General features: G+C 39.6%; 22 protein-coding genes and 1 tRNA gene. 16 read left to right on the forward strand and 7 right to left on the reverse strand.

Annotated features, from left to right (window positions below; genetic code table 11):
* The 4 genes from KJK34_RS15400 (at nt 1) to KJK34_RS11325 (ending at nt 3,458) form a co-directional block, all read left to right on the forward strand.
* Nucleotides 1–237: an ABC-three component system middle component 7 gene (locus KJK34_RS15400; protein ID WP_369075506.1), complete on the forward strand. Its 237-nt coding sequence runs from the start codon at nt 1–3 to the stop codon at nt 235–237.
* Nucleotides 215–1,813 carry a DUF2326 domain-containing protein gene (locus KJK34_RS11315; protein ID WP_223053997.1) on the forward strand — a complete coding sequence of 533 codons (1,599 nt, stop codon included), beginning with the start codon at nt 215–217 and terminating at the stop codon, nt 1,811–1,813. The genes KJK34_RS15400 and KJK34_RS11315 overlap by 23 nt, the downstream gene beginning before the upstream one ends.
* Before the next feature lie 120 nt (nt 1,814–1,933).
* Nucleotides 1,934–2,314 (forward strand): hypothetical protein, encoded by a 381-nt coding sequence (locus tag KJK34_RS11320; protein ID WP_223053998.1) that lies wholly within the window; start codon nt 1,934–1,936, stop codon nt 2,312–2,314.
* A 133-nt stretch (nt 2,315–2,447) separates the two neighbouring features.
* The gene (locus tag KJK34_RS11325) at nt 2,448–3,458 is read left to right on the forward strand and encodes a hypothetical protein (protein WP_223053999.1); all 1,011 of its coding nucleotides are present in this window, start codon (nt 2,448–2,450) and stop codon (nt 3,456–3,458) included.
* Nucleotides 3,459–3,471: 13 nt separating this feature from the next.
* Here the strand turns inward: KJK34_RS11325 and KJK34_RS11330 are convergent, their stop codons facing one another.
* From KJK34_RS11330 to KJK34_RS11340, 3 genes are all read right to left on the reverse strand, one after another.
* Nucleotides 3,472–4,377 carry a cation diffusion facilitator family transporter gene (locus tag KJK34_RS11330; RefSeq protein ID WP_223054000.1) on the reverse strand — a complete coding sequence of 302 codons (906 nt, stop codon included), beginning with the start codon at nt 4,375–4,377 and terminating at the stop codon, nt 3,472–3,474.
* A gap of 10 nt (nt 4,378–4,387) precedes the next feature.
* Nucleotides 4,388–4,816, reverse strand: a complete 429-nt coding sequence (gene rpiB, locus KJK34_RS11335; protein ID WP_223054001.1) for a ribose 5-phosphate isomerase B — start codon at nt 4,814–4,816, stop codon at nt 4,388–4,390.
* A gap of 620 nt (nt 4,817–5,436) precedes the next feature.
* Nucleotides 5,437–5,673, reverse strand: a complete 237-nt coding sequence (locus tag KJK34_RS11340) for a putative signal transducing protein (RefSeq protein WP_223054002.1) — start codon at nt 5,671–5,673, stop codon at nt 5,437–5,439.
* 142 nt (nt 5,674–5,815) lie between these two features.
* Between KJK34_RS11340 and rnr the strand changes: the two genes are divergently transcribed.
* From rnr to KJK34_RS11355, 3 genes are all read left to right on the forward strand, one after another.
* Nucleotides 5,816–7,999 (forward strand): ribonuclease R, encoded by a 2,184-nt coding sequence (gene rnr, locus KJK34_RS11345; RefSeq protein WP_223054003.1) that lies wholly within the window; start codon nt 5,816–5,818, stop codon nt 7,997–7,999.
* A gap of 45 nt (nt 8,000–8,044) precedes the next feature.
* Nucleotides 8,045–8,716: a head GIN domain-containing protein gene (locus KJK34_RS11350; RefSeq protein WP_223054004.1), complete on the forward strand. Its 672-nt coding sequence runs from the start codon at nt 8,045–8,047 to the stop codon at nt 8,714–8,716.
* 62 nt (nt 8,717–8,778) lie between these two features.
* The gene (locus KJK34_RS11355) at nt 8,779–9,459 is read left to right on the forward strand and encodes a LysE family translocator (RefSeq protein WP_223054005.1); all 681 of its coding nucleotides are present in this window, start codon (nt 8,779–8,781) and stop codon (nt 9,457–9,459) included.
* A gap of 39 nt (nt 9,460–9,498) precedes the next feature.
* Here KJK34_RS11355 and KJK34_RS11360 read toward each other — a convergent pair.
* Nucleotides 9,499–9,569, reverse strand: a tRNA-Cys gene (locus KJK34_RS11360).
* Nucleotides 9,570–9,643: 74 nt separating this feature from the next.
* On the reverse strand, nt 9,644–10,003 hold the full coding sequence (folB, locus tag KJK34_RS11365) for a dihydroneopterin aldolase (protein WP_223054006.1): 360 nt from the start codon (nt 10,001–10,003) through the stop codon (nt 9,644–9,646).
* Between the two features lie 131 nt (nt 10,004–10,134).
* On the opposite strand from folB, the gene KJK34_RS11370 reads away from it, so the two are divergent.
* From KJK34_RS11370 to KJK34_RS11385, 4 genes are all read left to right on the forward strand, one after another.
* Nucleotides 10,135–11,820 (forward strand): glutamine--tRNA ligase/YqeY domain fusion protein, encoded by a 1,686-nt coding sequence (locus KJK34_RS11370; protein WP_223054007.1) that lies wholly within the window; start codon nt 10,135–10,137, stop codon nt 11,818–11,820.
* Nucleotides 11,821–12,128: 308 nt separating this feature from the next.
* Nucleotides 12,129–12,491 (forward strand): YtxH domain-containing protein, encoded by a 363-nt coding sequence (locus tag KJK34_RS11375; protein ID WP_223054008.1) that lies wholly within the window; start codon nt 12,129–12,131, stop codon nt 12,489–12,491.
* An 11-nt stretch (nt 12,492–12,502) separates the two neighbouring features.
* Complete coding sequence (locus KJK34_RS11380) at nt 12,503–12,856, forward strand: competence protein (protein WP_223054009.1); 354 nt, start codon at nt 12,503–12,505, stop codon at nt 12,854–12,856.
* Nucleotides 12,857–12,858: 2 nt separating this feature from the next.
* Nucleotides 12,859–13,095 carry a DUF6327 family protein gene (locus KJK34_RS11385; protein WP_223054010.1) on the forward strand — a complete coding sequence of 79 codons (237 nt, stop codon included), beginning with the start codon at nt 12,859–12,861 and terminating at the stop codon, nt 13,093–13,095.
* Nucleotides 13,096–13,242: 147 nt separating this feature from the next.
* Here the strand turns inward: KJK34_RS11385 and KJK34_RS11390 are convergent, their stop codons facing one another.
* Entirely contained in the window at nt 13,243–14,223 is a 981-nt protein-coding gene (locus KJK34_RS11390; RefSeq protein WP_223054011.1) for an SPFH domain-containing protein, read from the reverse strand.
* A gap of 348 nt (nt 14,224–14,571) precedes the next feature.
* A complete protein-coding gene (gene gltX / locus KJK34_RS11395) occupies nt 14,572–16,086 on the reverse strand; it encodes a glutamate--tRNA ligase (RefSeq protein WP_223054012.1) in 1,515 nt (504 codons plus the stop codon).
* Nucleotides 16,087–16,287: 201 nt separating this feature from the next.
* Between gltX and KJK34_RS11400 the strand changes: the two genes are divergently transcribed.
* The 5 genes from KJK34_RS11400 to KJK34_RS11420 all read left to right on the forward strand — a co-directional run bounded on the left by KJK34_RS11400 (nt 16,288) and on the right by KJK34_RS11420 (nt 23,348).
* On the forward strand, nt 16,288–19,587 hold the full coding sequence (locus KJK34_RS11400; RefSeq protein WP_223054013.1) for a DUF4175 family protein: 3,300 nt from the start codon (nt 16,288–16,290) through the stop codon (nt 19,585–19,587).
* Nucleotides 19,580–19,999, forward strand: coding sequence for an rRNA maturation RNase YbeY (ybeY, locus tag KJK34_RS11405; RefSeq protein WP_223054014.1), 420 nt, complete (start codon nt 19,580–19,582; stop codon nt 19,997–19,999). The genes KJK34_RS11400 and ybeY overlap by 8 nt, the downstream gene beginning before the upstream one ends.
* Before the next feature lie 96 nt (nt 20,000–20,095).
* On the forward strand, nt 20,096–21,967 hold the full coding sequence (gene mnmG / locus KJK34_RS11410; RefSeq protein ID WP_223054015.1) for a tRNA uridine-5-carboxymethylaminomethyl(34) synthesis enzyme MnmG: 1,872 nt from the start codon (nt 20,096–20,098) through the stop codon (nt 21,965–21,967).
* The gene (locus KJK34_RS11415; RefSeq protein ID WP_223054016.1) at nt 21,964–22,479 is read left to right on the forward strand and encodes a hypothetical protein; all 516 of its coding nucleotides are present in this window, start codon (nt 21,964–21,966) and stop codon (nt 22,477–22,479) included. The genes mnmG and KJK34_RS11415 overlap by 4 nt, the downstream gene beginning before the upstream one ends.
* Nucleotides 22,479–23,348, forward strand: a complete 870-nt coding sequence (locus KJK34_RS11420; protein ID WP_223054017.1) for a class I SAM-dependent methyltransferase — start codon at nt 22,479–22,481, stop codon at nt 23,346–23,348. The genes KJK34_RS11415 and KJK34_RS11420 overlap by 1 nt, the downstream gene beginning before the upstream one ends.
* The last annotated feature ends 106 nt before the right edge of the window (nt 23,349–23,454 follow it).

Here is a 23,454-nt window from a genome sequence, read left to right on the forward strand (position 1 = left end):
ATGATATATCCTAATAAAAACATCAAACTGCAAGATTCGATAATCTTCAAAATGATAAAACTGTTACAAAATAATGATAGTAGAATAGATATTCATAACCTATACTCAAATACAATTAAGGATTTTAATAGTATTGATGAATTTATACTATCTCTTGATGTTTTATACATTTTAGATATCATTGAAATTGATTTTCCAACCGAAACAATAACATATGTTAATAGAAATACAGTGTGACAAGTTTATCACCAAAAAAATTAAATTTAAAAAGGGGCTTAACGCTGTCTTGGGCGACAACCTTTCGACAAATTCTATTGGGAAATCCACTATGCTAATGATAATTGATTTTATTTTTGGTGGTAGTAGTTTTTTAAAAGAGAATTTCGGTTCTATAAACGAGTTAGGAAACTTAGAGTTTAAATTCTTATTAAAGTTTGGAAGATACTCATACTTTTTCATAAGATCAACTGAACACGATCAAATATTATTTCGTTGTAATAAAGATTATCAAATTACCGATGAAATTGAAATAGATGAATATACATTAATGTTAAGGAATCTATACAATCTAAGTCCCAATTCTTCTTTTAGGGCAGCAGTAAATCCATATTCTAGAATTTGGAAAAAAGACAATTATAGCGTTGATAAACCAATTACGAATCATCCAAAGGAAAAAGAGCAAACGGCTATAGAAAATCTGATTAAGTTATTTGACCTTTACGATAATATTTCTTTATACGTAAAGGAGATAAAAAATAAAAGTCAATCTAAAAAAGTTTTGGCTGGAGTATTTAGTACTAATCTAATACCAAAAGTTACAAAGAAATTATACATACAAAATCAAACGGAGATAGAATCTGTCGAAAATGAAATTGCGCATATAAAAGATAGTCTTACAAAGTTTACCTTAAACGTAGAAGGACTCTTAAATAAAGAAATCTTAGAGCTTAAAAGTTTAAAGTTTAATTTAAATGAAACTCTTTCGGTAATCAATGGGAAGCTTTCCAGACTTGATTTAAACTTAAATGAGAATAGAATTAAATCTATACACTTTAGTAGATTATCACAATTTTTCGACAATCTTAATGAAGATAAAATCTATAAAATTGAAGAATTCCATAATAAAATTAGTGAAATCCTTAAAAGAGAATTGCTAAATACCAAGAAAACGTTGATTGAGGAACAGTCAAACATTGAATCACAAATTCAGAAAATAGATGAAAGATTAGATAAACTTTTCTCTAAAATTGATACACCAGATTTTATTGTCGATAAGATTTATGACTTGACATTAAAAGCAAGTAAACTGTCGGAAATAAATGAATTTTATGATAAAAAGGAGGCTGTAACTGAAGAAATAAAGCAGCTTTCAGCTGAGTATACCGATGAACTCGGAAAAATATTAGGAGATATCGAAAGCTTAATAAATGTAGAATTAACTTTACTCAATAAAAGAATTCATCATGCAAAGAAAAAGGTACCTAAAATAATTTTAAAGCCGAAAACCTATAGATATGACCATTCTTCCAACACTGGCACTGGAAAGTCTTTTTCCGATTTGATAGAATTCGACTTGGCTATCTTAAATTTAACTAATTTACCATTTCTAATACATGATTCAATATTGTTTAAAAATATTGAAGATAAAGCTATCGACAAAATCATCGATCAATACTCTGAATTTAATAAACAGATCTTTATTGCTATTGATGGAATAAACAAATTTTCTATGAATTCTAAGCAAATTCTAAATGAGAGTTGTGTTATTCAACTATCTGATAGTAGAAGATTGTTTAATAGGGATTGGAGTTAATCTCAGTGATATGATTTCTGTTTGAGCATAAGTACTTAAAAGCCCTGATCTCTGTCTCAACTCCGCTGCGCTTCATTCGACATGGAAAGCAGCTTTTTTTTAAAATCAAAAAATATAATTATGAACGATATGATTATAGGCTCGTTTTATCTCCAACTTACCATAAATGGTAATCTTACTGGAGAATTTGTTAATCAGCATTCTCAAAGGGCTGCGACAGAAAGTGCAGACAGAAGAAGTGGTGCTATTGACAGATTTGTTGGAACTTATAATTCTACATGGTTTGACGGTCAGGCACAAAATATGACTTTGACTATAAATGAAAAAAGGGATAATGCCGGGGATATTCTATTAAATATTTTCAGGTTGAGGTGGTCAGATGGTAACAATAGAACCGTATTCGTTGGCAAAGGCTTTTTAGCAAATAATATGTTGTTGGGCGTTTATGCAGATAATGTTTTAGACAATCATATTGGAAACCTGTTAACCAGAGAGAATTAGAGATTCTCCGCTGCATTCTGAATGACAAACGCCGCTGTTAACCCATAGAACAAAAGCCATTACTACCCGGTATGCTAAATTTAATATAGCCTTCCGGGTATTTTAATGTATATTTGGTTAAAATCAACCTTACATGAGCTTTTTTAAAAGAATTTTCGGTAAAAACAACCCACAGCAAGAACAGGACGTAAACCATAACAACACTCCGCCAACTAACAGCAGCCCCGAGGAAACGGCACTTCAGGAAAAGTTTAAAGTTGAGATGTATGAATCGTTAAAGCGCTACTATTATGAGCCTGCTCTGGATTTTAACCTCAACTTTACCGACAGCAACGGCAATGTGTACCAAGAGCATGAAGCGTTTGGCGGCACTTATCAGGAATGGAGCGGTGTGCGCTCTTACTGGGACAGGATGGGGATATTTTATAAACAGTGGGATGATACCGAACTGCAAAAGCTCGCCAAATGGCAGGTTATTCAGCGCTATGTTAACGACAGGATGCCACTTGAGGCGCTCGACTTCTTTAAGAACAAGATTACACAGGACGATTATATGGATATAAGGCTGCCTGTGGCACTTTCTAAGATGAACCGAAGCCTTGATGCCATTGCCAATGCAAAACTGTTTGCAGAGGGCGCCTATAAGCTTCGCCCGGACCTTGATATGGTAAAAACGGAACTGGCAAGTGTGCTGCACCTTTCAGACGACCAGGCTGACAAAGAGAAAGCACACCAGCTTATGCAGGAGGTGCTCGAAAAGAAAATAAAAGCATCGGGCGAGCAGGAAATTGCCCTGCTTAATTTCTTCCTTTTTGATAATGATTATATAGATTCATCTGTATTCGCGGCTTTATACCTAAACGCAGGCGAAGCCGGCCTTGATGCCTGGGACACTATGGCGAATGAGTATTACTACTGCCCGCATTTCAGGTATGAGCACGCAGTGGTATTGCATAAGAATAACGAGACTGTGCGCATGCTTGCCAAACTGGATTCGCTTACGGGTGAGTTCCCCTGGTTTAAAGCCGGTGTGAATACTTATGCCGATGCGATACTGTCGATACGCCAGTCGATGAACAACCCTGATTTCATGACTGAAGAACTGGCAAAGCTGGATCAGTACAAAGCCATGTGGAAGAATTAATATCCGGGATAAATTAATCCTGTACTATAAAGTCTTTCGGGTCTTCTTTTTTGTATTCGGGCTGTATGTTCACATGGTTAATGTTGAATTTGTGGTACAGCACGTCTTCTATCTGCATGAGCAGGTCGTTAAATTGGGAAAGGGTTATATCCTCACTGCAATCTAAATGCGCTTCAAGGTGCAGCTCCTCTTCATTAAGGTGCCACACGTGTATGTGGTGCAGTTTGTTTACGCCGGGTATCTTATGCACTTCACGCACCATCTCTTTAATATCGATAAAATCGGGTGTAAACAGCATCAGCATTTTAGTGGAGTCGCGCAACAGCCCGCCGCCCACCACTATCAGGTAAAGGGCTATCAGCAGCGTCATCAGGCTGTCTACCCAGTACAATTCCCAGTATTTCATGGCAAGCCCGCCCACCAGTACGGCTACTGATGCCATCATATCGGTAAGCAGGTGCAAATAAGCCGATTTCATATTGAGGTTATGGGCTGCATCTTTTTTAAGCAACAGTACCGAAAGGCCGTTTACTACAATACCTAAAACAGCAAGCCATATTACCAGCCCGGGCTGTATAAACACAGGCTCATAAAAGCGCTGTACGGCCTCTATAATCAGGTAAACGGCTACACCTACCAGTATGAGCGCGTTAATAAAAGCTGCCAGCAGTTCTGAACGTTTGTAGCCAAAGGTTTGCTCTATCGTGGCCTTGCGGCGCGACAGCTTATGCCCCACATAACTGAGTATGAGCGATAGCACATCGCTGAAATTGTGCAATGCATCTGAAAGCAGCGCAAGGCTGCCGGAGATTAGCCCCCCAACAACCTGTGCAACTGTTATAACTATATTAAGCAGTATAGAAAGGACAAGGTTTTTGCCCTTTACTTCATGTTTATGTATGTGTGGGTGATTGCTCAATCAGTAATTTTTAGCAGGGAATTTTATTTACCCGGTTTTGGTGGCGTCCGCCTTCAAACGCGGTGTTAAGGAATGTATCTACCATTTCTACTGCCTGGGGTATGGCGGTAAAGCGTGCCGGTATACTTATTATGTTGGCATCATTGTGCTGGCGCGCCAGCGCCGAAATTTCTTTGGTCCAACATAGCGCCGCCCTAATTTTCTGGTGTTTGTTGGCTGTCATGGCTACACCATTACCGCTTCCGCAGATGATTATACCAAAATCGGCTGTGCCGTTTGCCACATCATTGGCTACGGGGTGCACAAAGTCGGGGTAATCTACGCTGTCATAACTGTCGGTACCGTGGTTAATAACTTCTATACCTTTGCTTTCAAGGTGTTTTACAATGGCCTGTTTGTAGTCGGGCCCGGCATGGTCGTTGCCAATTGCTATTTTCATAGGTGTTGTTGTGTTGTGTTACGCGGCAAAGTTACCAAAAGAAATGATAGTAAAACCTTAAAATATGCTAAGGGATTGATAATCAGAATAAAGATATTTTCAGCTTAATAATTTATCATAATAATTGTTAAAATCCTATACTGTTAATAAATAATAAAACTATCTGTAAATAAAGGAGTTGTATTTGTACAAGATTTGTTGATAAATCGTCAGCTAAAAATTGAAAGTTTTTTAGGTTACTTAACAATTTTTTTACATACACGAATCAAACTGAATTTTGCAAGCGGAGTTTTCATTTTTTTAGAAAAAATTATCAGCAATATATCTACATTTATTAACAGAAATTAACAAGTGAAATTTTCCATAATTGTCAATGCAAAATTGGTATTAACAGTTGTTGATAATTTGATTTGCAAAATTTAAAGTAATATAAATTTCAGCACTTTACGTTAAGTTAACATTGTTGATTGTTTTGGATAACTAAGCATAACCATTAAAACAAGCATCCTCAAAAAAAAGTTTTACCTGTTTTCAACAAGCCATAATAACCATCATAAAATTTAAATTTTTAAAAAATCTCTTTTTTGTTTTTAAACAGTGTTGAAAACCTTCTGCTGTTGTTAAACAATTTTAAGGTGGTTATCTGAAAGATCTTTCAGTATAGCAGTAACAGTTTCTAAATCGTTAGGGTGTACTTTAAGCTTTATGCCGCCAAGGGCGAATGAGTAAAACGGGACTATACCCGTCATGGTTTCGTTTTCGAAGAAAAAAGATATGCCGGCTTCAGTTAGCAAGTGCTTCAGTATGGTAATTTCGTGCGGATAGCTGAAAACGGCTGCGGTTACAAAATCTTTCATTTGCAGGATGTTATTGTTTATAAAGATACTGAATTTAGTGTTTTTTGTAATTCATTTCTTAAAACAAAACGTTATTATTTCTTTAAAGCCTCTGTTAAATGACATATAAATTGTAATTTTCAGCGATATTATATTAAAATTTATGAGTAAGAAAAACGGAAAACCGAAGGTGAAGAAGGAAAAAGATTTTTCTCGCCAGATATATAAAATATTGTCTAAAGACCCTAATAAATCATTTAACTATAAGCAGATATCGGCTGCGCTGGAACTTAACGATACCAAGAGCCGTAACGAAATAATTAAAGAGCTTAAATACCTGGCCTCGAAAGAAAAGATTGAAGAGGTGGAAAGAGGTAAGTACAGGGTTATTACCAAAGCTGATTATGTAGAAGGTACTATTGATATGACAAGCCGTAAAACGGCCTACTTTGTAGCTCCTGAGCTGGAAGATGATGTTTTTATACCTACCAATAACCTTAATAAAGCCCTTGACGGTGATAAGGTTAAAGTGTATATATACAACCGGAGAAAGGGGAGAAGGCCTGAAGGCGAGGTTGTTGAAATTATAGAGCGTGCCAAGACAGATTTTGTAGGCGTTATAGACATACAAAAGAATTTTGCTTTTGTAAGCACAGCCAACCCTAAAATGTACACCGATATTTTTATCCCGAAGGATAAAATGGGCAATGCTGAAAATGGTGATGTGGTACTGGTTAAGATTGAAGACTGGCCTGCAAAAGCCGACAGCCCGTTTGGCGAAGTAACAAGGGTACTGGGTAGGCCCGGTGAACATGATACCGAGATACATGCCATACTTGCCGAATATGGCCTGCCTTATGATTTCCCTATTGATGTTGAAGCCTATGCACAAAAACTGGATACAAGCATTCAGGAAGAGGAGATTGCCCGCAGGAGAGACATGCGCGATGTACTGACATTTACCATAGATCCCCGTGATGCAAAAGATTTTGATGATGCTTTATCATTCCGAAAGCTGGAGAACGGTAATTATGAAATAGGCATTCATATAGCCGATGTATCACACTATGTGCAGGAGGGGACCATACTGGATGAAGAAGCATATAACAGGGCAACATCGGTTTACCTGGTTGACAGGGTAGTGCCTATGCTGCCGGAAGTACTGTCTAATTTTGCGTGTTCATTAAGGCCACATGAAGAAAAATATACTTTTTCGGCCATATTTGAGCTTACAGAAGGTGCAGAGGTTAAAAATTCATGGTTTGGACGCACTGTAATCTATTCAGACCAGCGTTTTGCCTATGATGAGGCCCAACATATCATTGAAACGCAAAGTGCCACCATACCGGCTGAAATTTCGCTTTCAGGCGAAGATTATTCCGTTAGCCATGATATAAGGGATGCTGTGCTTAAACTGGATGCCCTGGCTAAAATAATGCGCCGAAAAAGAATGGCAAACGGAGCTATATCATTTGATAAGGTTGAAGTAAAATTCAACCTGAATGAAAAAGCCGAACCGGTTGGGGTGTACTTTAAAGAAGCTAAAGATGCTAACCACCTGATTGAAGAATTCATGTTGTTGGCAAACAGGAAGGTAGCCGAATTTATTGGCAAGCAAAATAAAACGTTTGTTTACCGCATTCACGATGAACCGGACTTAGATAAACTGATGAACCTGCAAACGGTTATCTCAAAATTCGGTTACAGCTTAAACTTCAAGACAAAAGATACCATTTCAAAATCACTGAACAAGCTGATGCAGGATGCCCACGGCACCAAAGAGCAGAATATGGTAGATACGCTGGCTATCAGGAGTATGAGCAAAGCCAAATATTCGGTAAACAATATAGGGCACTATGGCCTCGCTTTTGATTATTACTCGCATTTTACATCACCTATCCGCCGTTACCCCGATGTTATGGCACACAGATTGCTTCAGCATTATTTAGACGGTGGCAAATCGGTTAATGATGAAGATTACGAAATTAAATGCGGCCACTGTTCTGACATGGAAAACCTTGCTACCAATGCTGAACGCGACAGTATCAAGTACATGCAGGTTAAATACATGCTCGACCATAAGGATGAAGAGTTCCTTGGGGTTATATCAGGTGTTACAGAATGGGGTATTTATGTAGAGATCATCTCGAACAAGTGTGAGGGTATGTGCCGCATAAGGGAAATTAAAGATGACTACTACACCTTTGATGAAAAACAGTATGCCCTTGTGGGCCAGGTAACGCATAACCTGCTGCAATTGGGTGACGAGGTTTATGTAAAGGTAAAGAATGCCGACCTGGTTAAAAAACAGCTCGACTTCCAGTTTTTAGGTAAAAAAGAGCAGTAGTGTAACATTTGCGCCAATAAAGTGTCTTTTAACTAAAACACAATAATGAAAAAAGTATTTTTTATTGCCCTGTTCATGGCAGCTCAGGCAGGATGGGCACAGGAAATAACACGTAAGCTGGGAGATTTCAGTACTATCAGGGTATTCGACCAGATCAATGTTACCCTTGTTGCCTCAGATGAAAATAAAATTGTAATTAAAGGCAGCAAGGCAAACGAGGTAGAGCTGGTTACCAAGAACGACGAGCTTAAAATAAGGATGGATATCGATAATCTTCTTGAAGGGGAAGATGTTGAAGCAACTGTTTACTACAAGAAAATTTATGTTGTAGAAGCAAGCGAAGGTTCTTTTGTAGGCTCGGCAGATGTATTTAAGGCTACAGCTTTTGAAGTAAGCGCAAAAGAAGGCGCTATTGTAAAACTCAAGCTTGATGTGCAAAAACTTACTTTAAAAGTTTCATCTGGCGGTATGGCCGAGCTAAGCGGCACAGCACAAAACCATGATGCCATTGTTTTGGCAGGCGGTATTTTAAAGGCAAAAGAACTGGTTACGGCACAAACAGATGTTACTGTTAATGCCGGCGGAGAGGCCACCGTATATGCTACTGACTTTGCAAAAGCAAAAACAAGGGCAGGGGGTAAAATAGATATTTACGGCTCACCAAAACAGACTGACGAGCAAACGGTGCTTGGCGGAACCATCAACCTTCATAACTAATCCGGGTTTTAGCAGCTTTAAAAATTAAAATGTTATCTTGCAGTTTCAATAGAAGATACTGAATGATTGACGATATTCTTGCGGCTATACCCCTGGGATTTTTTCTCAGTTTTATGCCGGGTGCCGTTTTTTTTGTTTTACTGGAAACCAGCGTTATAAAAGGATTCAGGGCTGCCCTGGCTTTTGATATTGGGGTAGTGCTTGCCGATATTGCCTTTATCTGCATTGCTTATTTCAGCAGTTACAGGCTTATACAGAGCATTAAAGATGAACCTGCGCTGTTTATATTCGGAGGAATTATTTTGCTTACCTATGGGCTTATTTCGTTTATAAAACAAAAGCGTAATTCACGCAATGAACTGATAAGCCAGAACTCCCGCGAGATAATAAAGAAAGATTACCTGAGCCTTTTTATAAAAGGGTTCCTGCTTAATTTTATAAATGTGGGTGTGCTGGGTTTCTGGTTAGCCATCATTATAACCATTGGCCCGCAGCTTGATATGGAAAAGAGCAGGATGCTAACCTTTTTTGCCTCTGTATTAGGTGGCTATTTCCTGACCGACATTGGTAAAATACTATTGGCAAAGCAGCTAAGGAGCAGGCTAACATCACGTAATATTATAAAAATTAAAAAGGTAATAAGTATTATACTTATGGTCTTCGGGCTGGTACTGCTGGCTCAGGGCTGGGCGCCTGCCGAAGAGCGCAACTATGTTATAGACAGGCTGGAGAACCAGGACTAAATAAAAAAAGCTGTTACAAACGTAACAGCTTTTTTGTTGAGGCATCGAGCGGATTCGAACCGCTGTACGAGGTTTTGCAGACCTCTGCCTAGCCACTCGGCCACGATGCCCTTTTGATGTGGATGGCAAATTTACATATATTTTATTCTAACGCAAGAAAAATACTTAAAATTTGCCAATTTTATCATGTTCGGAATTCTTCAATCTGTACTGTTACGGATGCCACATCGCCGCCAATAGGGGGGTTAACTTTAGAAACCGCTATCATTATCCTTGATACTGAAGCTATTTCTGTAAATATTCGGGCAATGATGCGTTCTGCCACATGCTCCAGCAATTTAGAGCGTACAGCCATTTCTTCCTTTACAATCGCGTTCAGGTGCACATAATCTACAGTATCAGCAAGCTCATCGCTGTGCCTTGCTTTGCGGAGGTCGGTCTTTACTTCAAGGTTTACAAGGTAGTCGCTGCCTATTTTAGCTTCTTCATCAAGGCAGCCGTGGTAAGAAAAGGTACGTATGTTTTCAAGGCGGATAATTCCCATAATTTAAATTTAAAATGCTATTGTAAAATTAAGCATTTATCAGCTATTAACTGTTCGTTTAATTATGTAAAAGCACCCTGTTTGTCCGCTTTTTTTAAATAACTTTGCAGCTTTGTAATACAACAAATTATATGTCTAAAGAAGAAAGATCGCTTAATTTTATAGAGCTTATAATAGAAGAAGACCTGGCAAAAGGCATGAAGCGCGACGATTTGCGTTTCCGTTTCCCGCCGGAGCCTAACGGTTACCTGCACATTGGCCATGCCAGTTCTATATGCCTTAATTTTGGTTTGGGCCTCAGGTACAATGCTCCGGTAAACCTGCGTTTTGATGACACCAACCCGGCAAAAGAAGAGCAGGAGTATGTAGATGCCATTAAACGTGATGTAGAGTGGCTGGGCTTTAAATGGGCAGAGGAGTGCTATGCGTCAGATTATTTTCAGGAACTTTATGACTGGGCTGTAATGTTTATAGAACGCGGCCTTGCATATGTAGACAGCCAGACAAGTGAACAGATGGCGCTGCAAAAAGGTACGCCCACACAACCGGGTACAGAAAGCCCTTACCGCAACAGGCCCATAGAAGAAAACCTGGAGCTGTTCCGTAAAATGAAAGATGGCGAACTGCCCGAAGGCAGCCATGTATTGCGTGCAAAAATAGACATGACATCAAGCAACATGCTGATGCGCGACCCTATTATGTACCGCATACTACACAAGCACCACCACCGCACCGGCGACAAATGGCATATATACCCAATGTATGACTGGGCACACGGAGAAAGTGATTATATAGAAAGAATATCGCATTCCCTTTGTACGCTTGAATTCGCGATGCACAGGGAACTTTACGACTGGTTCCTTAACCAGATATATACAGAAGGTAAAATGCGCCCCAAACAGCGCGAATTTGCCCGCAGAAACCTTAGCCATACAGTTGTGAGCAAGCGTAAGTTATTACAGCTCGTTCAGGAAGGGCATGTAAAAGGGTGGGACGACCCGCGTATGTCTACCATATCAGGACTAAGGAGAAGAGGCTACACGCCTGCTTCAATACGCAATTTTGCCGATACCATTGGTATTGCTAAGCGTACGAACCTTATAGATGTTTCGTTGCTTGAGTTTTGCGTTAGGGAAGACCTTAACAAGGTTGCACCACGTGTTATGGCGGTGCTTGACCCTGTAAAGCTGATTATAGATAATTACCCGGAAGGGCAGGAGGAGTGGCTGGATGCCGAGAATAACCCCGAAGATGAGAATGCAGGTTCGCGTAAAGTGCCTTTTAGTAAAGAACTTTATATTGAGCGTGACGACTTTATGGAGAACGCCAACAGCAAGTACTTCAGGCTTACACTGGGTAAAGAGGTACGCCTTAAAAATGCCTACATCATAAAAGGGGAGAGCGTAGTTAAGGATGAGAATGGTAATATTACCGAAATTCATGTTACTTATGACCCTGATTCTAAAAGCGGCAGCGGTACCGAAGCCAGCCTTCGCAAGATTAAAGGTACTATCCATTGGGTATCTGTAAACCATGCTTTAGAAGCAGAGGTACGTGTATATGACAGGTTGTTTACCCACGAAAACCCTGATGGCGATAAGGAAGTAGATTTTAAGAGCTACATTAACCCTGACTCGCTAAATGTAATAACGGGTTATTTAGAGCCAAGCCTTGAAAATGCAAAAGCAGGGGAGAACTACCAGTTTCAGCGTTTGGGTTATTTTTGTGTAGACCCTGACTCAACAGCACAAAAACTGGTTTTTAATAAAACCGTTGGCCTTCGTGATACATGGGCAAAAATCGAAAATAAAGAATAAGCTGATTATAGTTATATCTTATGAAACCACTGTGAAAGCAGTGGTTTTTCTTATTATAAACAAATCTTTTAATCTTCTGTATTTACAATAGTTTCCGGTTATTGAAATTGACCTTTTTATTTGTCTTTTAAAGCATTTTATTTTTTGAGATAGCTATTCGTATAGCTTTATTGATAAAAAGGCATCAGGAGGCTTTATTTTATTTTAGGCATACTTTAAGCTGGAATTAACTACACCTTAACAACCCCTAAATGTTAATTTTCCTTACCTTTATATAAGAAAATTTTTAACTTTAAAATTAATTTATTATGGCTGGTAAATCAGGAACTATAGCCGCCGTACTTGCAGGTGCGGCAATTGGTGCAGCATTAGGAATTTTATTTGCACCGGATGAAGGTACTAAAACTCGTAAAAAAATTAAAGAGGGCTACGGAGCAAAACGCGACGAGCTAAAAGACAAGCTAAGCGAACTGACCGACCAGGTTAAAAACAGGTTCTCTACCTCTAAAGAAGATCTTGAAAGCGGTTTTGACAGGCTTGTTGCCAGTGTAGAGGAAAAGAAAGATGATATTATAGATACACTTGAAAGAAAGCTGGAAGAACTGAAATCTTCTGCTGCAAAAGCAGAGACTGCAGGAAACAACAGCAATAATGGTACTGCCAACAAATAATATAAGCTGATATGGCATTTGAAGAAGTAAAGGAAAACGTAGAAGATTTAAAGCAACAGGCAAAAGAGCTGCTTGATGCCAATATAAGGTATTATAAGCTTTGGGGCTTTAAAATGCTTATGAAGACCAACGCCATGATATTAAAAATGGTCATGCTTGGCATACTGGCTATTTTAATACTTCTTTTCTTCTCGGTTGCACTGGCTTTGGGTATCGGGTATGCACTTGATAACCATGCATACGGCTTTTTAATTGTAGGATGCATTTACCTGGCCTGTTTCTTTATAGTATATTCCGTTAGGGATAAAATTGTAGAAGGGCAGCTTTTAGCGCGTTTTTCAAGAATTTTATTAAAGAAATATTAGTTATGGAATATAAAGAGTATAAAACATTTGACCAGATAAACAAAGACCTTGAGATTTACAAGATTGAAAAGGACCTTGCGTACTACAGGTTTAAAAAAGAGCTTGATGAAACCAAGGAAAGCCTTGAAATAAAAAACCTGCTTGGTGATACGCCCAAAAAAGCAATGGGTTTTTTAAATATGCTTTCAGGTCCATTAAAAAGTGCAGCGCTAACTTTTCTCTTCAAAAAGATATTTTAATAAAAAAAGGGGGCTGTCTCAAAAGTGCTTTTACCAGCACTTTGTCATTCCGACAATAGGAGGAATCTTAATGAAATCAATCATTTAAGATTCTTCACTTCGCTATCGCTTCGTTCAGAATGACACTTTTGAGACAGCTCCTTTTTTTTATAACTGATTACTTAAAATTTCATAATCTCCTGACGGATTTTCTGCCTGATTAGGGAATCTTATAATTTTGTGTCCGTCATTTTCGGGCTCTGCAGGAACATTTTTTGTAAATGATGCCAACATGTTGTGTATCATTTCTTTACTATCCTGTGGCGAATTAGGCATCAGGATAAGGTTTGATTTACCTTCATTGCCAATTCCTTTTAGTGTATCATAATGATGAGTAAGCATAAGCAGGGCAGAGGCTTCAGACGATGAGATACCTGCTTTGCCCAATACATCTACACTTTCCATAAGGCCCTGTGCTATTTCCCTTCTCTGGTTAGCTATTCCCTGTCCTTCAAGCCTTTTGCTTTCAGCTTCGGCTTTAGCTTTAGCCAGTATGTTAATACGCATTGCTTCGGCTTCATACTCAGCAGCCGATTTTTCTAAATCAGCAGCATTAATACGGTTCATTGCATTTTTAATGTGGGCATCCGGCTCAATATCAGTAGTAAGTACATTTAATATGGTATAGCCATGCTGGTGCATTTTTTCCTGCAGGGTTACAGCAACTTTAGCCGCTATACTGTCTTTGCTTTCAAATGCTTCGTTTAGCCTCAGTTTAGGTATTTCTGCCCTTATAACATCATATACATATGCCATTAGCTGTTCATAAGGCTCATTAACGCAGTAAGCTTCATACACCATATCCGGGTTTATTTTAAACTGTACTGAGGCAGTTGTTACCACAAATATGTTTTCTTTAGTTTTGGTTTCTACAGGTATATCAAGCTGCTGAATCTTCATGTTATACCTCTCAGAAATTTTGTCAATTAGTGGAATTTTAAAATGAAGGCCGGCATGCTTTACCGCCCTGAATTTACCAAACCGTTCCACTACTACAGCGGTATGGTGTTTAACGATAAAAAAACCGGAGAGAAAAACAAAAATGGTAATAGCAATGGGGGGCAGTGCATACAATAAAATGTTTTCCATGATAGTTAAGGTGTGTTTTGTTGGTTGTGATATTAGATGATTAATTAAACTTTTCTAAATTGTTAAATAAAACATAAATTCCTGTTAATTGTGTACCAAAAATAGGGCTTTTGCTTATACGTGCTATTACGCAAACAATTTTTTTTTGTTAATTCTAATTATTATTTAATATATATTTAAAACTGAATGAAATAGTCAAATTTTGATTTAAATTATTTGTATCTACTGTTAATTCTGCAAATCCTGACAATAAATAGGCATTTAATGAAAGAAAATGATTACCATACTTTCCCGAAAAGGAAAAGCCCGCCCTATAAAGGCAGGCTTTTATTCTAAGTTGTAATTTATTTACAGAGCAGAAGATGCTTTCCTGATCCTGTTTACGGTTTCTTCTTTACCTATTATCTCCATTATATCGAACAGGTGAGGGCCTTTTAATTCGCCCACAAGGCACAAACGCAGTGGCGGCATTACCTTACCCATACCCAATCCCTTTTCTTCAATCCAGGCCTTTGTAACGGCTTCTGTATTTGCAGAAGAAAAATCCAAAGTATTATAAAGTACATCACTAAGCTCCAGCATTATCGTGGCCGTATCAGGCTTCCATTGTTTGGCTACCGCTTTTTCATCATATGTGGCGGGTGTTTCAAAAAAGTAGTTGCTAAGGCTCCAGAGTTCAGATGCAAATGTGGCACGGTCTTTAACCAGCCCCACAATTTTAGTAACATCTTCAACAGGTTTGTTAATGCCTTTTTCTAGAAGCTCCTGTGCAAAATGTTTTGCCAGTGTTTCGTTATCCTGCCTTTGGAAGTACTGGTGGTTGAACCATTTATTCTTTTCAGGGTCAAATTTGGCACCGGCTTTATGCACACGCTCTACATCAAAAAGCTGTATCAGCTCATCAAGGGTAAACAGTTCCTGGTCATTGCCCGGATTCCAGCCCAATAAAGCCAAAAAGTTAACTACTGCTTCAGGCAGATATCCCTGTTCGCGGTAACCGGCAGATACTGTTCCTGTAGCCGGGTCTTTCCACTCCAGCGGAAACACAGGGAAACCTAATTTATCCCCGTCACGCTTACTTAACTTACCGTTACCAACCGGCTTTAATATAAGCGGCAGGTGGGCAAACTCAGGCGCATCCCAGCCAAAAGCCCTGTACAGCAGCACGTGCAGCGGTAAAGAAGGCAGCCACTCTTCACCTCGGATAACATGGGTGGTTTCCATTAAGTGGTCATCTACTATATTGGCAAGGTGGTAGGTAGGCATACCATCGCTTTTAAACAATACTTTATCATCAAGCAGGCTGGTGTCAAACTTTATATCGCCCCTAATCATGTCTTTAAGATGCAGTGTCTCCCCAACAGGAATCTTAAAGCGTATTACATATTCCTCACCATTGTCTATACGCTTCTGCGTTTCTTCAGGTGTTATCTGTAAAGAATTGTCAAGATTGCTTCGGTTGCTGTGGTTGTATATAAATGTTTTGCCGTTGGCTTCCTCTTCCTTTCGCAGTGCATCGAGCGCATCGGCGGTATCAAAAGCATAATAAGCCCAGCCGCTGTCTATAAGATCCTGGGCATATTTTTTATAAATGTTCTTGCGTTCGCTTTGGCGGTACGGGCCATATTTGCCTTCTTTACCAATACCTTCATCAAAGGGTATTCCGCACCAGTTCAGTGCTTCCACTATATATTCCTCTGCACCGGGAACATATCGGTTTTGGTCGGTATCTTCAATCCTCAGGTAAAAAACACCATTGTGTTTCTTGGCAAATAAGTAATTAAACAGGGCTGTGCGAACACCCCCTATGTGCAGCGGCCCGGTAGGGCTTGGTGCAAAACGCACCCGTACTTGTTTTTGCATTGTTAATAAGTTTTGCCTGCAAAGATACAATTCTCATTTATCCTGCTGTAAGTGTTTATGGCAGATATTTGTAAGCTCAATACAATATGTTTAGTATCAGCTACTTTAATTAACACTTGCCAAATCATACAAAACTGTTTTTAACGTTTACTAATTAAATATAAATTGTAATTTTATCGGTTATTAACAATTGTGAGTAATTTGGAGACAAAAAGCATTATATACCAAAAGCTGGAAGACTTTATCAAGAAGTACTATACCAACGAGCTTATTCGTGGCAGTATCTTCTTTATTGGGCTTGGCCTGCTTTATTTTATTGTAACACTGCTGATAGAATATTTCCTTTGGCTGCCCCAGAACGGGCGCACGGTTCTATTCTGGATTTTTATAGTGGTAGAGGTTTTCCTGCTGCTGCGTTTTATACTGTTCCCGTTGTTTAAACTGTTCAGGCTGCAAAAGGGGATAGGCTACTCAGAAGCATCTGCTATTATTGGCAGCCACTTTGCAGAAGTATCTGATAAGCTTACCAACTTTTTACAGCTAAGCGGGCAAAATATACAGTCAGAGCTTTTAGCGGCATCAATAGAGCAGAAGGCAAACAGCCTGCAACCAATACCATTTACCAATGCCGTTAATTTTAAAAAGAACATTAAGTACCTGCCGTATGCGGCTATACCCTTACTGCTTATCCTGTTTTTTATGATTAGCGGTAACAGCGGCATCATTACCCAGAGCTTTGACAGGGTTGTGCATTATGACAGACATTATACCCCGCCGGCACCATTTGAATTTGTGGTGCTGAATAAAAACCTTACCGCACAACAAGACACCGATTTTGTACTGGAAGTTAAAACACAGGGAAATGTAGTCCCTGAAAATGCCATGATAACCATAGGCGATGAAAGCTATTACCTGGAAAGCGTTAAGCCTGGTGTGTTTCAGTACAGGTTTACCAAACCATCAGGAAATTTAAGTTTTCAGCTAAAGGCTAACGAGGTGGTTTCGCAACCCTATGAACTTAATGTTGTAGCAGTGCCCACTATTGCAAATTTCGAGATGGTGCTTAACTACCCGGGTTACTTACGCAAAGCAAATGATGTTGTGCGTGGAACAGGTAATGCCGTGGTGCCCGAGGGTACTACTATAACATGGCGTGTAGAGGCGCTTGCCACATCAGGTATTGAATTTGTTACAGGAAGCAATACTGCTGCATTTAAGCATAATGATGCCGGTTTTACATTTTCTAAAAGTATATTGGGCAATACGGAATACCAGATACTGACAAGTAACAGCAATGTTAAGCACCATGAAAAGCTACAGTATCAGATTACTACCATAAAAGATCAATATCCTGTAATCAGTGTGGCTAATGCCCCTGATAGCCTGCAACTTAAGCGTGATGTTTTGGTCGGACAAGTCTCTGATGATTATGGGCTTACACGTTTACAGATAGTATATTACCCTCAGGATAAGCCGGATGCCGCTAAAAAAGGTGCATTACCGGTACAAAAAGATACTTATGACAGGTTTGTTTATACATTTCCTGACGGGCTTAGCATAAAGCCGGGCGTTAGCTATGAGTATTACTTTGAAGTATTTGATAACGATGCCGTGCATAAGTACAAAAGCACAAAGTCTTCAGTTTTTTCGCACAGGGAACTTACTGCCGAAGAGAAAGATGAAAAAGCCCTACAGGAACAGAACAGCAACATCAACAGTTTAGAAAAGTCGATCAAGAGCCAGGACAAGCAGATATCTGAAATGGATAAACTGCGCAAGTTAGGTAAGGAAAAGACCGAGCTTAATTTTAACGACCGCAAAAAGATAGATGATTTCATCAACAGGCAAAAGCAGCAGGAAGAGATGATGAAAGAGTTTTCTAAAAAGCTGGAGGAAAACCTTGAGCAGTTTAATCCGGAAAAGAAAGATGAAATGAAAGAGGAGCTGATGAAGCGCCTTGAAAAGAATGAACAAGAAGCCGAGAAAAACAAGAAGCTGCTCGACGAATTAAAGAACTTAACAGATAAGATTAAAGAAGAAGAATTGTTCGAAAAGATTGACCAGTTTAAGCAGAAAGCGAAGAACCAGACTAAAAACCTTGAGCAGCTTGTAGAGCTTACCAAACGTTTTTATGTAGAGAAAAAAGCAGAGCAGGTTGCGGAGAAGCTGCAAAAGCTTGGTGAAAAACAGGAGAGGCTTGCCGATAGTAAAGAGAATAATTCTCAGAAGCAGGAAGAGATAAACAAAGAGTTTGATAAGCTGCAGGAAGAGATGCGCGAGCTTGAGAAGGAAAATGAAGAACTTAAAAAGCCTATGGAACTGCCTACTGATAAGCAGGAGGAGCAGAGCATAGAGCAGGATATGGATAAAGCCAAAGAACAACTTGAGCAACAGAAAAAAGATGCGGCGAAACAAAAGCAGAAATCCGCCGGGCAAAAGATGAAAAAGATGGGTGGCAACATGATGCAGATGATGATGCAGGGCGACATGGAAATGCTGAATGAAGATGTAAAAATGCTGCGCCAAATATTGGATAACCTACTTGCTTATTCGTTTTCCCAAGAAGATGTAATGAAACAGTTCAGGGGTATGACAACCAGTTCGGCTTCATTCAGTAAATACCTCAAAAAGCAGCAGGATCTTAAACAACAGTTCCGTCACGTAGATGACAGTATCTTTGCTATGTCGTTGCGCAATCCGCGAATAACCGAAGAGATAACTACCGAGGTAGGTAATGTACATTATTACATGGATAAGGCTACTGAAGACCTTGCCGAAAACCTTGTTGCACGTGGGGTATCAAGCCAGCAGTATGCGGTTACTTCAGCTAACAAGCTTGCCGACATGCTCAGCGATATGCTTAACAGCATGCAGATGCAGTTGCAGGGTTCCGGTATGGGGCAAAGCAAACCCGGCGAAGGGCAGGGTATGCAGCTACCGGATATTATCCAAAAGCAGCAGGGCCTTTCTGAAAAGATGAAGAAAGGAATGGAAAAAGGCAAGCAGCAGGGAGAGGGCAAACCCGGCGAGCAAGGCGAACCAAAAGGTGAAGGACAGGGTGGAGAAGGAGAAGGCGATGGCCAAAGTGAAGGTGAAGCAGGAAGGCTGCTCGAAATATATAAAGAGCAACAACAGCTTCGGGAAGCATTGCAAAAAGCATTAGAAAAAGAAGGCATGGGTGGTTCAGGCCAGAATGCCCTAAGGCAGATGAAGGAGATAGAAAAACAATTGCTTAATAAAGGCTTCCGTAATGAAACATTGCAGCGTATGCAAAACCTGAAGCATGAGCTTTTAAAGTTAGATAAAGCCATGCAGCAGCAGGGCGAAGAAAATAAAAGGCAATCGCAAACCAACAAAAAAGAGTATAACGGCAGTGCAAATGAGTTACCGAAGGCATTAAAAGAATATTTAAACAGCGTTGAAATATTAAACCGCCAAAGCTTACCTTTGCGCCCGAATTACAACCAGAAGGTTCAGAAATATTTCAGGAAAGATGATTAGCTTTAACTATGAAACCGATTTTGAGCTTAGCAATGAACAGGCTTTTGAAGACTGGATTGCTGAAGTTATAGAATCGGAAGATAAGACAGAAGGGGAGATTAATTATATATTTTGTGACGACGAATACCTGTTGCAAAAAAATATAGAATTTTTAAACCACGATACGCTGACCGATATCATCAGCTTTGATTATACAATGGGCAAGCTTATTAGTGGTGATATTTTTATTTCTGTTGAAAGAGTTAAAGAAAATGCCGCTGATTATAATGTTTCTTTTGAGGAAGAATTGAAGCGTGTTATGGTACACGGGATATTGCATTATTGCGGATATAAAGATAAATCAGAAGAAGATTCGGCTTTGATGCGCGAGAAAGAGAATGAAAAGATTGCAATGTTCCACGTGGAACCATAGCTTCTTTTACTTAAATAAATGTTCCACGTGGAACATAATACATATATTACACACTTGCTGTTCCACGTGGAACAGTATTAAGAAGAAGGAGAAACAATGTTTCATGATGTTTATGATGTTATAGTAGTTGGTGCGGGCCACGCCGGAAGCGAGGCTGCTGCTGCTGCTGCTAATATGGGCAGTAAAACATTGCTGGTTACTATGAGCCTGCAAAACATAGCCCAGATGTCCTGTAACCCTGCTATGGGCGGTATTGCAAAAGGGCAGATAGTACGCGAAATTGACGCGCTTGGTGGTTATTCAGGTATTGTTACCGATAAGACCGCCATACAGTTTAAAATGCTCAATAAGTCGAAAGGGCCTGCTATGTGGAGCCCACGCGCACAAAGCGACCGTATGCGTTTTGCAGAAGAATGGCGCCTTATGCTGGAGCAGACACCAAACCTTGATTTTTACCAGGAAATGGTAAGCGGTATCCTGATAGAAAATGGCAGGGTTACCGGTATAAAAACCTCTTTGGGTATAACCATAAAAGCAAAAAGCGTAGTACTTACTAACGGTACTTTCCTTAACGGTTTAATCCATATTGGCGACAAGCAGTTTGGTGGCGGCAGGGCAGGAGAGAGTGCTTCTTATGGTATTACGGAAGATCTTGTACGTGCAGGTTTTGAAGCCGGACGTATGAAAACAGGAACACCACCACGTGTTGACGGACGCTCTTTAGACTACAGTAAAATGACAGAGCAGCCGGGCGATGATAACCCGGATAAGTTTTCCTATCTCGAAACAAGCAAACCTTTACAGAACCAGCGTTCCTGCTGGATGACGTATACATCAGGTGAAGTACATGAAAAGCTAAGGGAAGGTTTTGACCGTTCACCTATGTTTAACGGTCGTATTAAAAGTCTTGGACCGCGTTATTGCCCGTCTATAGAAGACAAGATAAACCGTTTTGCTGATAAGGACAGGCATCAGATTTTTGTAGAGCCAGAAGGCTGGAATACAGTTGAGGTTTATGTAAACGGATTCTCTACCTCCTTGCCGGAAGATGTCCAGTTTAACGCATTGCGTTCGGTTGCAGGGTTTGAAAATGTAAAATTCTTCCGCCCCGGTTATGCAATAGAGTATGATTATTTCCCTCCTACACAGCTAAAGCACACGTTAGAGACGAAGCTTGTAGAGGGACTTTATTTTGCCGGACAGATAAACGGTACTACAGGTTATGAAGAAGCCGCATCTCAGGGTTTAATGGCGGGTATAAACGCACACTTAAAAGTGCATGGTAAAGACCCGTTAATCCTGAAACGTAATGAAGCCTATATAGGCGTGTTGATAGACGATCTTATCACAAAAGGGACTGAGGAGCCATACAGGATGTTTACATCGCGTGCGGAATACCGCACATTGCTGCGCCAGGATAACGCCGATTTCAGGCTTACACCGATGTCCTATGAAATTGGGCTTGCAAAAGAAGAACGCATGCGCAGGATGGAATATAAACGCGACGCCAGCGATGCCATGATTCACTTCTTCCGTGAAACAAGTGTATCGGTTGCTGAGGCTAACCCGATACTGGAAGCAAAAGTGTCGGCGCCAATATCACAACCCGATCGTATGTTTAAGGTATTCTCTCGTCCGCAGATAGAACTTGAGGATATTTTAAAATTTGAGAAGGTTAAGGAATATATTGCTGAACATAACCTTGACAGAGAAATAATAGAGCAGGCGGAAGTGCAGGTTAAATATTCCGGCTATATTGAGAAGGAAAAAAATAATGCTGATAAGCTCAACAGGCTTGAAGATGTAAAAATTCCTGAGCATTTCGATTATGACAAAGTGAAGTCGCTTTCGTATGAGGCGCGTGAGAAGATGAAAAAAATTCGCCCCGTTACCATTTCGCAGGCATCGCGTATAAGCGGTGTTTCGCCAAGCGATGTCTCGGTGCTTTTAATACATATGGGACGATGATGTTTCACGTGGAACGTATAACCAAAAACCTTCTGAAGAGAGGGTTTTTTGTGCTTTTGCTTTTAACTGCTGTAGGCTGTGCGGTACCGCGCGCTTCTATTCCGATAAATGATTATATACTTTTACCGGAAGGGAAAGAAATTTTAGGCCGCGAAAAAGGGCTGACAATGTTTTTGTTTGAAAACGACAAGACTAAAATTCCGTTTCACTATTTCGTGGCAGAAAAATACAATTTAGGCGATTACCACGATATAGAATACTGGGTTACCTTAAACGGAAACCGCTATAAGGTTTTTGTTTATGAAAATGATGAGATACAAAAGTATTATGATACATCTCAGTTTATGGTAAGCACTGTAGAGACTGAAGCCAATGTAATATCAAAAGCTGACTTCCTTGCCATGTCGATGATTTCATCTTCAAATGAAGACTGTCTTGCAGATGATTCCCTTTTCCGGAATATTGCTATAAACTACCTGAAACAACTTAAAGACGAATACCTGAAAAGTTAATGGATTTTACCAATGCACCAGTTTACCTTACGGTAAAAGATTTCTCTGTTTCCGGCGAAGAGTTTACACTTTTGCTTAATGAAGAACTCCAGCTTTTAAAAACCCACCCGCAACCTTCGGCAGAAAATCTGGGTAGGTATTATGAAAGCGAAGATTATATCTCGCACACCGATGGCAAACGCTCGTTATTCGAAAAACTCTATCATGTTATAAAGCAAAAAGCGCTTAAAGATAAAGTTAACATGGTTAATGGTTTTAAACCCGGTAAAGGGAATCTTTTGGATATAGGATCTGGTACGGGTGATTTTTTAGTAGCTGCCAAAAATGCCGGATGGAATATAACGGGAATAGAACCAAGCGAAAAAGCTAAAAGTATTGCAAAACAAAAAGGAGTAGTTTTTACTGAAGATCTGGCTGCACTTGCTGATAACAGCTTTGATGCTATAACCATGTGGCATGTGCTGGAGCACGTTCCGGATGTAGAAAAACAGATAGCCGAATTAAAACGGATTGTAAAACCTGATGGCGTTATAGTAATAGCCGTGCCTAATTTTAAAAGTTATGATGCGCAGCATTATGGGGCGCACTGGGCCGCTTATGATGTGCCGAGGCATTTATGGCATTTCAGTAAAACAGCTGTGCAGAAACTTTTTTCGGCGCAGGGCATGGAAGTGGTTAAAGTGCTTCCTATGATTTTTGACAGTTTTTATGTTTCCCTATTATCTCAAAAATATAAAACCGGAAAAATGAATTTTATCAAAGGTTTTTGGGTTGGGTTGCAATCTAATACCAAAGCGTCGCGTACAAAAGAATATTCATCGCATATTTATATTATAAAAATAGCTAAAACGCAAAATAAAGCGGTTTAAGAAGGTTTTAGATGCTTGGTTATAGATTTTCCTTGCCGAAAAATAAAAACGCCTTTAAACGCAAACAGCAAAGTCAATATTTATTGATAGTAATTATAGAATTCGC

The sequence above is a fragment of the Flavobacterium coralii genome (assembly GCF_019891545.1).
GTDB lineage: Bacteria > Bacteroidota > Bacteroidia > Flavobacteriales > Flavobacteriaceae > Flavobacterium > Flavobacterium coralii.

Bases quoted from the DNA above. Each gene is read 5' to 3' on its own strand.
- KJK34_RS11380 (WP_223054009.1), top strand. From the start codon at position 12,503: ATGGCATTTGAAGAAGTAAAGGAAAACGTAGAAGATTTAAAGCAACAG.
- KJK34_RS11390 (WP_223054011.1), bottom strand. From the start codon at position 14,223: ATGGAAAACATTTTATTGTATGCACTGCCCCCCATTGCTATTACCATT.
- KJK34_RS11385 (WP_223054010.1), top strand. From the start codon at position 12,859: ATGGAATATAAAGAGTATAAAACATTTGACCAGATAAACAAAGACCTT.
- folB (WP_223054006.1), bottom strand. From the start codon at position 10,003: ATGGGAATTATCCGCCTTGAAAACATACGTACCTTTTCTTACCACGGC.
- KJK34_RS11315 (WP_223053997.1), top strand. From the start codon at position 215: ATGTTAATAGAAATACAGTGTGACAAGTTTATCACCAAAAAAATTAAA.
- KJK34_RS11355 (WP_223054005.1), top strand. From the start codon at position 8,779: ATGATTGACGATATTCTTGCGGCTATACCCCTGGGATTTTTTCTCAGT.
- KJK34_RS11375 (WP_223054008.1), top strand. From the start codon at position 12,129: ATGGCTGGTAAATCAGGAACTATAGCCGCCGTACTTGCAGGTGCGGCA.
- KJK34_RS15400 (WP_369075506.1), top strand. From the start codon at position 1: ATGATATATCCTAATAAAAACATCAAACTGCAAGATTCGATAATCTTC.
- KJK34_RS11370 (WP_223054007.1), top strand. From the start codon at position 10,135: ATGTCTAAAGAAGAAAGATCGCTTAATTTTATAGAGCTTATAATAGAA.
- KJK34_RS11325 (WP_223053999.1), top strand. From the start codon at position 2,448: ATGAGCTTTTTTAAAAGAATTTTCGGTAAAAACAACCCACAGCAAGAA.
- KJK34_RS11350 (WP_223054004.1), top strand. From the start codon at position 8,045: ATGAAAAAAGTATTTTTTATTGCCCTGTTCATGGCAGCTCAGGCAGGA.
- KJK34_RS11415 (WP_223054016.1), top strand. From the start codon at position 21,964: ATGATGTTTCACGTGGAACGTATAACCAAAAACCTTCTGAAGAGAGGG.
- ybeY (WP_223054014.1), top strand. From the start codon at position 19,580: ATGATTAGCTTTAACTATGAAACCGATTTTGAGCTTAGCAATGAACAG.
- KJK34_RS11420 (WP_223054017.1), top strand. From the start codon at position 22,479: ATGGATTTTACCAATGCACCAGTTTACCTTACGGTAAAAGATTTCTCT.
- KJK34_RS11320 (WP_223053998.1), top strand. From the start codon at position 1,934: ATGAACGATATGATTATAGGCTCGTTTTATCTCCAACTTACCATAAAT.
- rnr (WP_223054003.1), top strand. From the start codon at position 5,816: ATGAGTAAGAAAAACGGAAAACCGAAGGTGAAGAAGGAAAAAGATTTT.
- mnmG (WP_223054015.1), top strand. From the start codon at position 20,096: ATGTTTCATGATGTTTATGATGTTATAGTAGTTGGTGCGGGCCACGCC.
- gltX (WP_223054012.1), bottom strand. From the start codon at position 16,086: ATGCAAAAACAAGTACGGGTGCGTTTTGCACCAAGCCCTACCGGGCCG.
- rpiB (WP_223054001.1), bottom strand. From the start codon at position 4,816: ATGAAAATAGCAATTGGCAACGACCATGCCGGGCCCGACTACAAACAG.
- KJK34_RS11340 (WP_223054002.1), bottom strand. From the start codon at position 5,673: ATGAAAGATTTTGTAACCGCAGCCGTTTTCAGCTATCCGCACGAAATT.